Annotated in this window: 14 protein-coding genes and 1 pseudogene; 10 read left to right on the top strand and 5 right to left on the bottom strand. The window is 41.8% G+C overall.

Translation table 11 applies throughout. The features are described 5' to 3' along the window. The 7 genes and pseudogenes from I5M27_RS02700 (at position 1) to I5M27_RS02675 (ending at position 5465) form a co-directional block, all read left to right on the top strand. Positions 1 to 1251 (top strand): efflux RND transporter periplasmic adaptor subunit, encoded by a 1251-nt coding sequence (locus I5M27_RS02700; protein ID WP_200504478.1) that lies wholly within the window; start codon positions 1 to 3, stop codon positions 1249 to 1251. A 10-nt stretch (positions 1252 to 1261) separates the two neighbouring features. Continuing rightward, a complete protein-coding gene (locus I5M27_RS02695; protein WP_200504477.1) occupies positions 1262 to 1678 on the top strand; it encodes a Fur family transcriptional regulator in 417 nt (138 codons plus the stop codon). Positions 1679 to 1738: 60 nt separating this feature from the next. Then, on the top strand, positions 1739 to 2104 hold the full coding sequence (locus I5M27_RS02690; protein WP_200504476.1) for a DUF3703 domain-containing protein: 366 nt from the start codon (positions 1739 to 1741) through the stop codon (positions 2102 to 2104). Between the two features lie 4 nt (positions 2105 to 2108). After that, positions 2109 to 2447: pseudogene (locus I5M27_RS18515) on the top strand (MerC domain-containing protein); the annotation flags it as partial. Positions 2448 to 2516: 69 nt separating this feature from the next. Further along, positions 2517 to 2717 (top strand): GDCCVxC domain-containing (seleno)protein, encoded by a 201-nt coding sequence (locus I5M27_RS18510; RefSeq protein WP_317193546.1) that lies wholly within the window; start codon positions 2517 to 2519, stop codon positions 2715 to 2717. A gap of 34 nt (positions 2718 to 2751) precedes the next feature. Then, positions 2752 to 3363, top strand: coding sequence for a class I SAM-dependent methyltransferase (locus tag I5M27_RS02680; RefSeq protein ID WP_200504474.1), 612 nt, complete (start codon positions 2752 to 2754; stop codon positions 3361 to 3363). A 56-nt stretch (positions 3364 to 3419) separates the two neighbouring features. After that, a complete protein-coding gene (locus tag I5M27_RS02675) occupies positions 3420 to 5465 on the top strand; it encodes a heavy metal translocating P-type ATPase (RefSeq protein WP_200504473.1) in 2046 nt (681 codons plus the stop codon). Between the two features lie 369 nt (positions 5466 to 5834). Here I5M27_RS02675 and I5M27_RS02670 read toward each other — a convergent pair whose 3' ends face one another. Then, positions 5835 to 5975 carry a hypothetical protein gene (locus I5M27_RS02670; RefSeq protein WP_200504472.1) on the bottom strand — a complete coding sequence of 47 codons (141 nt, stop codon included), beginning with the start codon at positions 5973 to 5975 and terminating at the stop codon, positions 5835 to 5837. A gap of 354 nt (positions 5976 to 6329) precedes the next feature. Between I5M27_RS02670 and I5M27_RS02665 the strand changes: the two genes are divergently transcribed. The 3 genes from I5M27_RS02665 (at position 6330) to I5M27_RS02655 (ending at position 7459) form a co-directional block, all read left to right on the top strand. Beyond that, entirely contained in the window at positions 6330 to 6557 is a 228-nt protein-coding gene (locus I5M27_RS02665) for a hypothetical protein (RefSeq protein WP_200504471.1), read from the top strand. A gap of 132 nt (positions 6558 to 6689) precedes the next feature. Continuing rightward, on the top strand, positions 6690 to 7151 hold the full coding sequence (locus I5M27_RS02660) for a hypothetical protein (protein ID WP_200504470.1): 462 nt from the start codon (positions 6690 to 6692) through the stop codon (positions 7149 to 7151). 98 nt (positions 7152 to 7249) lie between these two features. Beyond that, complete coding sequence (locus tag I5M27_RS02655; protein WP_200504469.1) at positions 7250 to 7459, top strand: heavy-metal-associated domain-containing protein; 210 nt, start codon at positions 7250 to 7252, stop codon at positions 7457 to 7459. Positions 7460 to 7530: 71 nt separating this feature from the next. Here the strand turns inward: I5M27_RS02655 and I5M27_RS02650 are convergent, their stop codons facing one another. From I5M27_RS02650 to I5M27_RS02635, 4 genes are all read right to left on the bottom strand, one after another. After that, positions 7531 to 9600, bottom strand: a complete 2070-nt coding sequence (locus tag I5M27_RS02650) for a copper-translocating P-type ATPase (protein ID WP_200504468.1) — start codon at positions 9598 to 9600, stop codon at positions 7531 to 7533. Positions 9601 to 9611: 11 nt separating this feature from the next. Then, a complete protein-coding gene (locus I5M27_RS02645; protein WP_200504467.1) occupies positions 9612 to 9923 on the bottom strand; it encodes a phosphoribosylpyrophosphate synthetase in 312 nt (103 codons plus the stop codon). An 18-nt stretch (positions 9924 to 9941) separates the two neighbouring features. Continuing rightward, positions 9942 to 10565 carry a hypothetical protein gene (locus tag I5M27_RS02640; RefSeq protein ID WP_200504466.1) on the bottom strand — a complete coding sequence of 208 codons (624 nt, stop codon included), beginning with the start codon at positions 10563 to 10565 and terminating at the stop codon, positions 9942 to 9944. A gap of 84 nt (positions 10566 to 10649) precedes the next feature. Beyond that, positions 10650 to 11282 carry a DUF305 domain-containing protein gene (locus I5M27_RS02635; protein WP_200504465.1) on the bottom strand — a complete coding sequence of 211 codons (633 nt, stop codon included), beginning with the start codon at positions 11280 to 11282 and terminating at the stop codon, positions 10650 to 10652. Between the last annotated feature and the right edge of the window lie 9 nt (positions 11283 to 11291).

Here is an 11291-nt window from a genome sequence, read left to right as displayed (position 1 = left end):
ATGACACGATATAAAATATCTTTGAATGGCACATACCTCAGTCGTTTTGCCAACTACGTTTATCTGTTTTTAATCTTAATCCTTGTAGCTTGTAACGGCCAAAACGGTACCAACGAAGCCGAAAAAACTGCTCCTGAAACCCAGGAAGAAGCAGGTCATACTGAAGAGGAAAATGCAAATGCTGTAGAATTTACCAGCCGCCAATATGAAGTTGCCGGAATAGAACTCGGTAAACCTCAAATGAAGAACCTGAGCCAGGTACTAAAGGTATCAGGACTTTTGGATGTACCCCCTCAAAACCTGGTAAGCATTAGTGCTCCGTTAGGTGGTTTTCTTAAAAGCACCGATCTTTTGCAGGGTCAGTTAGTTAAAAAAGGCTCTGTAATTGCTGTAATTGAAAATCCAGAATTCATTCAGTTACAGCAGGATTACCTGGAAAATAAAAGCCGGTTGGATTACTTGAACCTGGAATTGACCCGCCAGAAAGAACTACGGGCAGCAAATGTGAATGCGGCTAAAACGCTGCAACAAACGGAAGCTGAATATAAAAGTGTTCGGGCCAGGGTCAATGGCCTAAAGGAAAAGCTGGCAATGATCGGTATTTCCACCGGTAGAATTCAGTCAGGGAATATAGCCAGAACGGCTCCTATTATTTCCCCTATTACCGGTTACGTTACGGAGGTAAATGTGAACATCGGCAAATACGTTAATCCTACCGACGAATTATTTACCATCGCCGATACAGACCATTTACACGCTGAATTAACTGTCTTCGAAAAGGATGCTGCCAAGATCAGCAAAGGCCAGAGAGTCAGGTTTTTGTTACCCAATGAAAACCAGGAACGAACTGCTACTATTTACCTTATTGGGAAAGCAGTTACCGGTGACCGTACCATCAGAGTGCATGCACACTTAGATAAAGAAGACCATACCTTGCTTCCTGGCACCTTCATTAATGCGAATATAGAATTGAAAGGCAATTCCGTTAAAGCTTTACCCAGAGAAGCCGTAGTACAGGCAGACGGGAAAAACTACATCTTTTTAGCTAAGGGGCAGCGAAAAGAGAATAATGAGGTAATGCACGATTTCGAAATGCTGGAAATCATGACTGGCGTATCGGAAGATGGTTTCGTAGAAATTTTCTTACCGGAAAATATTTCAGATTCCACCCAGATAGTTACCAAGGGAGCTTATTCGGTGCTTGCTAAGATTAAGAATACAGAAGAAGAGGGCGGAGGCCACGGTCATTAACAAAAACGCTATGCTAAAGAACCTGGAAACCGACCTGCTGATAAAAGGCATCCGACCAACGGCGATGCGGCTGTTAGTATTTGATTACCTGCTACACCAAAAGTCAGCGGTAAGCTTAAACGACCTGGAGGCAAATTTTGAAAAATCTGATAGAATCACCCTGTACCGAACAATAAAAACTTTTCAGGAAAAAGGTTTAGTTCACCAGATTGATGACGGAACAACTTCCGTAAAGTACGCACTTTGCTCCAGTAGCTGTTCTGCCCAAGTTTGTCTCGACCTTCATTTACATTTTTACTGTAGAAAATGCGATAAGACTTTTTGCTTACCTAAAACCCGTGTACCAGAAATACAACTTCCAGAACAATACAATGCCGAAGAAATAAATCTAACAATTAAGGGGCTGTGTAGTAATTGCACCCAATAAAATGCAATGCAGTTGCAGGTTAAGCGGTAGTAACTTTGTAAAACAACCGAACGAAACACTATGAAATTTAACCTGAAAATGCCTGACAAGCTTACCCCGTTCTATAAAAATGAACTGGACAATTATGTAGCTAACTTTCGAAACGGAGAATTACAAATAGCCTGGTTTCATCTGGAGCGTGCGCATATTTTAGGCCAGGCTTTCCCGGTTCCGCATACCTCCGTTCATTGGCAAATGCTGAAATTCGGATGGCAAATAAAAAGCGTAAAAGAAGTAGCTGGTCAGCTTCCCCGGTTATTGGTTGGTGGCATCAAATCTTTTGTCGGTAAAATTCCCGTTGGCAATACCGGAGGTGCAAATGTGCCGCCTTTATTACCGATGGAAATTCCGGCAGATTTGAAGCAAATACTTTCAGACTATAAATAGAAAAATGGAAATTGAATCAAACTTAAACAGACTTGGCACCTTTGGTTTGCTAATCACAGCATTAGCTTCTCCTTGTTGTTTCCCGTTATTCGGTTTCATTTTAACCGCACTTGGCTTTGGCACTTTCGAATTATTTGGAGGCTGGACGATGTGGGTATTTCAGGGATTAGTGCTGCTGTCTTTGGTTGGGCTGGCAATATCTTACCGGAAGCATAGATGCACTTATCCGTTATTAATAGCAATCCCAAGCGCCGTAATGATTTTCTACAGCTACCATATAATGGAAAGCGATAATTGGATTTACCTGCTTTATCTGGGTATGTTCGGCCTTTTTATTTCAGCCGTAATAAACCATTACCGGAACAGGCTCCACAATGCCTGCTGTTTCCCTGAGGTTAAAAACGGTACAGAAATCAACCTAAAAAGTACCATTACTTGCCCGCATTGCGGTTTCAGCAAAGAAGAAGAAATGCCTACAAATGCCTGCCAGTATTTCTATGAATGCGAAAACTGTAAACAAATCTTAAAGCCAAAAGCTGGCGATTGTTGCGTGTATTGCAGCTATGGCACCGTAAAATGTCCGCCAATGCAATCTGATAAAGCCTGCTGTTAGAACCGCTCTTAAATCTACTCCAAAAACTACTGATATGAACTCAGAAAATAAGGATCACTGGGAAACCATTTACGAAACAAAAAGCCCAGATGAAGTAAGCTGGACAGAAGAAATTCCGAAAACTTCACTGGATTATTTCCACAGTTTTAACTTACCAAAATCTGCTAAAATTATCGACGTGGGTGGTGGCGACAGTAAACTTGTGGACTATCTGGTAGCGGAAGGTTACGAAAATGTTAGTGTTCTGGATATTTCCGAAAATGCCCTTAAAAGAGCCCAAACCCGCCTGGGTACAAAAGCAGACCTCGTGAATTGGATTGTTGCCGATATAACCGATTTTAAGCCAGATACCGAATTCGACTTTTGGCACGACCGGGCTGTTTTTCATTTCCTTACTACTCCCGACCAGATTGCTAAATATGTTCAAACAGCAACCAAAGCAGTTAAAGGGTTTTTAGTTATCGGTACGTTCTCCGAAGATGGCCCCAAGAAATGCAGCGGGTTAGAAATAAAACAATACACCGAAAAATCCTTACCTGAATTGTTTGCTGCAGGATTCGAAATGCTTGATTGCCATAAAGCAGACCACACTACTCCATTCAATACTATTCAAAACTTTGTGTTCTGTAGTTTGAAGAAGAAGTAAGTATTCAGATCGCTTATTCCATTTAGCTGGCATTAAAGTGCCCTATATTTAAACCTATGACCGAACCAAATAAAAATAAATCCGAGGTACCTAAACCAATGGAAATTACTTCTCCCCGAACCGCTGAACATCCGGGGCCTGAGAAGCCCAAAACTGGTATTTTGTATGAAGTGCCGGCAAACAAAGCAGAATGTTGCAGCACCGATGCAAAACCCAATAAAGACGAAGACGGACACGACCACGAAGACGAAAGTTCTTCCTATATCCCAACGGTAATCAGTCTGGTGCTTTTGCTTACGGGCATTGCGCTCGATTATACTGATGTCACCTGGTTTGAAGGTTATATCCGGCTTGCCGTTTTCGGGATTGCTTATTTATTGGTAGGTTGGAAAGTGCTTTGGCACGCTATTACCAACATCAAAAATGGCAGTATTTTCAATGAGTTCTTCCTGATGGGTATTGCTACGCTTGGGGCATTTTACATCGGCGAATATGCGGAAGGTGTGGCGGTAATGTTGTTCTACGTAATTGGTGAACATTTCCAGGAAGCTGCCGTTGCCAGATCCCGAAAATCCATTAAAGATCTGATAGATAATCGCCCGGAAATTGTAGGTGTGCTCCGCAATGGTCAGATTTCTGAAGTAAATCCAAAACAGGTAAATATTGGGGAAACCATCCAGGTCAAAGCCGGTGAAAAAGTAGCCTTAGATGGCGAATTGCTTTCCGAAAGTTCTTCATTCAATACAGCAGCCTTAACCGGCGAATCGAAACCAGACACAAAAAGAAAAGGAGATAAAGTGCTGGCAGGCATGATCAACCTGGATAAGGTTATTGAACTCAAAGTTGTTTCAGCTTACGAAGACAGCGCCCTGTCTAAAATCCTGCAATTAGTTGAAGAAGCAGGTACGAGGAAAGCGAAAACGCAGCAGTTTATTACCCGATTTGCTCAAATCTATACGCCAATCGTAGTATTTCTGGCTTTAGGTATGGCTTTGCTTCCGTACTTTATTGTAGAAGATTATGTGTTTAACGACTGGCTCTATCGAGCACTGATTTTCCTCGTGATTTCCTGTCCGTGTGCCCTGGTAATTTCTATCCCGCTGGGTTATTTCGGTGGCATCGGAGCAGCATCCAGAAACGGCATCCTGTTTAAAGGTTCCAACTATCTTGACCTGATAACTACAGTGAATACTGTAGTTATGGATAAAACCGGCACCCTTACCGAAGGCGTTTTCAAAGTGCAGGAAATCAAAACCAATGGAATTGAACAGGCAGAATTCATTGCTTTAACAGCTGCTTTGGAAAGCAAATCTACCCACCCCATTGCCCAGGCAATTGTGCAGTATTCGGGCGAATCTCACAAGCAAAAAACGGTATCAGATATTGAAGAAATCTCCGGCCACGGCCTGAAAGGTAAAGTTGATGGCAAAGAAGTATTAGCTGGGAACGGTAAGCTGATGAACAAATTCAGCATTGCTTATGACCGACAGATTGATGCCATAATAGATACCATTGTTTTGGTAGCGGTTGATGGAAAGTTTGCGGGTTACATTACCATTGCCGACCAGATAAAAGCGGATGCTGTACAATCTATTAAAACGCTACACCACTTAGGCATAAAAGACATTGTAATGCTTTCCGGCGATAAAGATTCTATCGTTCAGAAAATTGCAAAAGAAATCGGAATAGACCTGGCTTTTGGTGGATTGCTTCCGGAAGACAAAGTGAATAAGGTAGAAGAACTTAAAAAGCAAGGAAAGACCGTAGCCTTTATTGGTGATGGCATAAACGATGCGCCAGTAATTACTTTAGCCGATGTAGGGATGGCAATGGGTGGCTTAGGCTCCGATGCTGCTATCGAAACTGCCGACGTGGTGATCCAGACTGATCAGCCTTCAAAAATTGCCACCGCCATAAATATTGGCAAGAAAACGAAGCAGATCGTTTGGCAGAATATCGGGCTGGCATTTGGCGTAAAAGCCCTGGTGCTAATCTTTGGGGCATTCGGAGTGGCTACTATGTGGGAAGCAGTTTTTGCCGATGTAGGCGTAGCGTTTTTAGCTATTCTAAATGCTATAAGAATACAGCGAATGAAGTTTTGAGTCGTTTAGGATTTCACCAGACTTGGGATTTTACTTCAATAATCATTAGAATTCTTTCCGTGCAAATCTTCTTTTCCATGATCGAAGTATGGCAAACCAAAAAAATCGGCCTTCGAGGTAAAGTTCTGATATACTCCTTAATATTATCAAAATCAACTTTATAATCTGGTACTGGTAAAGAATGTATTGATTCGTTAAAAAAGCAAAAAAGTATTTAAGAAGTTAAAAGGCTTAATAAACTATCTTCAGTTTCACATAAATGTAATCAACAAGTATTCATGCATAAAAAAACCTGCGAGGTCATGCCTCGCAGGTTCTTTTCATTTTTTAAGAAATTCACTAACATGAGGATTAGTAAACTAAAAGCTACTATTCCCCTTTTTTATGTTTGTGAGGTTTAAGAGGGGGATAATCTGGCTTCTTTTCAGGTGAAACTCGCCTTCTTCTATCTAAATCACCATCATCTTTTCTTGGTTTTGGACCAGGTTTAATTGCTTGGATTTGTTCCATACTCTTATTTTAGATGTTAACAATATTTTTATACACTAAATATATATTTTAATCTTTTAATATTAAAGCTTTTGTATCGAAATATAAATATGGGACATTCAGTAAAACTGGACGGTTCGGTAAACTTTACGCAGGGAAGTTTGACTTAAATAGGGCTACTTTTAAACTGTTTAGATACATGGTAACTTTAAATAAAAGTTTTAGGAAGAGAAGTGAAATCACAAATCAATAAATGTTCTAATTATTGACCATGGTTTTTCTCAATTTCAAGCAATCAATTTTAGGGCAAATATTACCAAACCCCGGTGGATAAAGTTCGATACATCACTCCTTTGGTCTATTAAAGGCTTTCAGTTGGCTCTGAAGGACAGTACCTTTGTAATAGCAAAATCAGCTTTAATCGATTCAGAAGAAGGAACTTTTGTAATTAGAACGGTAAATAATTCAACTGAAAAAGTAGCTGTAAAAAAAGGCAGGGAACAGGATGGCAAAGTAGAAATTTTTGGTTCGCTAAATCCAGGCGACAAATTACTGCCCCATGCCTGCTCACACATAAAGGAAGGAACAATGGCAAAAAAATAATTGTTTCCGGAACAAAAGCCCGGTCAAAAGCATAGCGTTTTTCAGGCGGTTTCAGAAATTAATGTAAAGAAAATCAGATAAAAAGAAAACTTAAAACCTGGTAACGCACCGATTCAATAAACAGTTAACAATATGAAAAACCGCATAATCTTACCCGTTCTTTTCGCCGGCTTGATCATGGCATCCTGTTCCCAGCAAAAAAGCGAAAACAACCAAACTGCCGCTGCCGCACCGCCAGTTGAAAATACGCAACCAGCTGCCCCTATGCATGCTCATGCACCGGAAAATAAGGTCGCAGGTGAAAACCCGATGACGGAAACCGGCTTGCCAAAAGACTTGGTTTGCATGGTGAATAATGCCTACATGGGTAAACAGCAATTCCCGGTGCCGTTTGAAGGTAAAATGTATTACGGCTGTTGCGAAATGTGCGTGAAAACCATTAAAAATGAGCGTTCTGTGCGGTTTGCGACCGACCCCGTAACCGGCAAAGAAGTAGATAAATCGGTAGCATTTATTGCCTTAAAACCTGGTAGCGCTTCAGGGGAAGTTTTGTATTTCGAATCGGAAAAGAATTACAAAGTTTTCGTGAATTAAAGGCGATAGTACCGAATTTTATAAGAAACCGTCGGAATCCTGTAACGGAAACGCTGACCCTACTAAGTATCTTTGTAATGTACTTAAAGGCACAAATTATGAAAGATCTAAAATTTAAAACCAATATCAATTGCGGAAGTTGTGTGGCTAACATTTCACCTTTCCTGGACAAAGCAGAAGGTATTAATGAATGGAAAGTAGATACCACCAATGCCCAGAAAATCCTGACCGTTTCTACCGCGAATTTAAACGAAGCAGAAGTAATTAAACTGGTGCAGGAAGCTGGTTATAAAGCTGAAAAGCTGTAAACCAAACGGAAGAATTTTAAACAAAAACGGCAACCATTTTGGTTGCCGTTTTTGTTTCCTCTCTGCTTAACTTACTTCAATTCCTTCCGCAACAGCTGGGCATTAATGGCTACGATTATTGTACTCATACTCATTAAAACTGCACCAACGGCCGGGGAAATCATGATACCCCAGTTATAGAGAACTCCAGCCGCCAAAGGCAAAGCAATTACGTTGTAGCCGGTAGCCCAAACCAGGTTCTGGATCATCTTCCGGTAAGTTGCTTTGCCAAACAAAATAAGCGAGGCAATATCCTTTGGATTACTATTTACCAGGATAATATCGGCAGTTTCAGCAGCCACATCAGTACCAGAGCCTACCGCAATGCCTACGTCAGCTTGTGCCAAAGCTGGGGCATCGTTTACGCCGTCGCCGGTCATGGCTACGAATTCATTTTGGGCTTGAAGTTCTTTTATCTTTTCCTGTTTCTGGTGCGGCAATACATTAGCCAGGTAACCATCCATTTTCAGGTGTTCACTTACACTTTTAGCCACCCTTTCATTATCACCGGTTAGGAGCAGGTTTTTGATACCGTTCTTTTTTAGAACAGCAATTGCCTCTGCCGATTCTTCCCTTATCTGATCACGCAATTTTATGTAACCAACCGGCTTTTTATCAATTAAGATATACACAGCCGTTTCCACCCCTTCTTCCGCTTTATTTGCCGGCACCTCAACTTTAAATTCCTGCAGGTAATTAGGGCCAACCACTTTTACATCCTGATTCCCTACCATTCCTTCCAAGCCTTTGCCTGGCAGGTAGTTAAAATCCTCTGAGGCCGGAACTTCTATGTGAAGTTCTTTCGCTTTGCGTAAAATTCCCTGGGCAATATAATGTTCGGAATGCTGTTCTACCCCGGCTGCCAGGCGCAACATCTCCCTTTCCGAAATACCAACTTCAAATACCACAACTTCAGCTACCTCATGTGACCCTTTGGTAAGCGTGCCGGTTTTATCGAATATAATAGTTGTAATCTTACGGGAATTCTCAAAAGCGGTACGGTTCCGGATCAGCAAGCCATTCTGTGCCGAAACGGCCGTAGAAATAGCCACCACCAACGGTACAGCCAACCCCAGGGCATGCGGACAAGAAATGACCATTACCGTTACCATTCGTTCCAGCGCAAACGCAAATTCAGCACCCACTAAAAGCCAGACGGCAAGTGTGGCAAAACCTGCAAACAAAGCTACATAGGTTAACCACTTAGCGGCTTTATTGGCCAGGTTCTGGGTTTCTGATTTTGTTTTCTGGGCTTCCTGCACCAAGGTAATTACTTTATTCAGATAGCTGTCTTTGCCTGTATTCTGCACCCTTACCTGCAGCGAACCATTACCGTTCACCGCCCCGCCAATTACCTTATCGCCTTTTAATTTTTGTACTGGTTTGCTTTCGCCGGTCAGCATACTTTCATTCAGGTAACTGTTACCTTCTTCAACCAGTCCGTCGGCAGGCACTTTTTCCCCGGGCTTGATCAGGATCAAATCATTCTTCTGAAGGTCGGCAATGGCAATATTCAACGTTTCACCATTCCGGATCACGTGGGCTTCGGAGGGCATCATGCTAACCAGTAACTCCAGCGCTTTGGAAGCTCCCATTACCGATTTCATTTCGATCCAGTGGCCCAACAGCATGATTACAATTAGGGTGGCCAGTTCCCAGAAAAAGTCCATCCCTTTCAGGCCGAATACAATAGCGGAACTATACACATAGGCTACGGTGATGGCTACCCCGATCAGCGTCATCATACCCGGCGAGCCAGCTTTTACTTCGTCTTTTAAACCATTTAAAAATGGCCAGCCCCCATAAAAGAAAATTACCGAAGACAACACAAAGGCTATGTACATTGCATACGGCACATCTAAGGTATACCCCAGAATATGCTGCACCATCGGGCTGAGCACAACTACCGGAACAGATAAAACCAATGAAACCCAGAACCGGCGCTTGAAATCATCGATCATCATGGCATGGTGATCGTGTCCGTGGCCGCCGTGGCCACCCGCTTCTTCATGCGCATGGACCGTTTTTTCTGCTAAATCTGCTTTTATATTATCAGCACCTTTTCCTGAATTGTGATGATGCTGGTGATGCGAATGATCCATGATTATTTGGGTTAGTGATACGCTGATTTAAGTTTTGCTGCCATTTCTGTGGAAACCGAATTAGCGTACATGCCATAAGCATCTACCAATACGCCTTTCTGGCCGGTTTTAGAAGAAATGCCGTAAACTACCGAACTATCCGCTGGATTACTCATGCCTTCAAACCGGTAAACTTCATCAATTGTAAAGTCTTTGGGGTTTAACTGTAATTGTGCCTGCGGACATTGCAGGCAATCGCCTTCCAGGTTAAAATCCAAGGTATAACCTCTTTTCTTCAGGTCATTCAAAGCTTCGAGGGCCGAGTTGTAATGAAATCTTTCCATTTTTTTATAGTTAGGAAATTAAAAATGCTTTATCCCGCCTGTGTATAGGTGGAATATAATAAATAGCAAAATGATAAGGCTAATAAGTCCATAGATAATATAAAGCCGCCAGGGCTTATTACCTTTTCCTTTTGTAATATTTATGGTCTGCTTGCCAAAACTGAACCTGGTACGCCCCCAGGGTTTAAATACAGAGATTGAAGTAATAACCAATAAGACCAACAAAGCTGCTCCAGCATCTGTAATGAGCTGGATTCGAAGTTTGCGCAGTTCAATAGTTGAAATATCTGCATTTGAAGCGACATCGGCTAAGTAACTTATAGGTTGCATGTGAAGAAACAAAAGAATGGTGCATGCAACTGTCATCAGCAACTTTACAACTATCCATTTATGCCTGAATAAACCCCAATTCGTACCAAGAGACTGGATAAGGCCCGTTGCTAAAGAGCCCAAACAAGCAGGCACAATAACAAACCAGCCAACCCATTCCATCGTGATGTAAGCAGATCGTACTTGCATGGTATCCTGACTAACCAGACCCATAAGCGCTATGGCTAAAAAAGCAGCTACCGCACCGAGCCACCCAACTGAAAGGGTTATATGAGTCGTAAGAAAAACTTTACGCAAAAGAGGTGAAAGCATCAGCTTGGTAAAATTTGGCCAAAAAGCAAGACATTAAAAAAAACAGGAAAGCTGTTAAGCCTTCCTGAAGCATTTATGTTAAGATTAATATCCCTTATTGACTAATAACCAGGTTTGCAATTCTTCTAACTCTTTGTTTTGATCTTCAATGATCTTTCTTGCCATATTCTTTAATGCTGGATCGCTTCCATGTTCAAGTAAAGCATAAGACATCTCAATTGCACTTTGATGGTGTGGAATCATTAGTTGGGCAAAATCATGATCCGTATTTCCTGTAATTACCCTTAAGTCTTTGTCTCGCATCATTTTATCCATTGCCGCCTTATCCTTTTTATTGTATTCCGCATCCGGAGTACCCGTTGGTATTGTAGCGAGCATGGCGTTAAATTGCTGAATTTCGACTTCCTGTGCAGCTTTCATACGTTGGGCAATAGCTTTCATTTCAGCATTTGTACCATTTGCGATTTCTTCTTCCGCCATTTTAATTGCCCCCTCGTGGTGCATCGGCATCATCATAGCATACATATGATCAGGGCCTGCCGTCATTTGGCTGTTCATCATTTGAGCCATCATTTCGTGCATAATGGTCATCATTTTGTTGCTATCATGGGCTTCAAGTTTTAGGCCTTCTACTTCCTCGTCATCATTATTGCAGGAACCAAGAAAAAAAACGGTACAGAAAAGGCTTAAAAAAGTAAATAATCTGATCTTTTTCATAAAACGTGA

This window comes from Adhaeribacter terrigena (assembly GCF_016623615.1).
Lineage (GTDB): Bacteria > Bacteroidota > Bacteroidia > Cytophagales > Hymenobacteraceae > Adhaeribacter_A > Adhaeribacter_A terrigena.
Note: the sequence above shows the minus strand (reverse complement) of the source record. Positions and strands in the feature narration are given on the sequence as shown.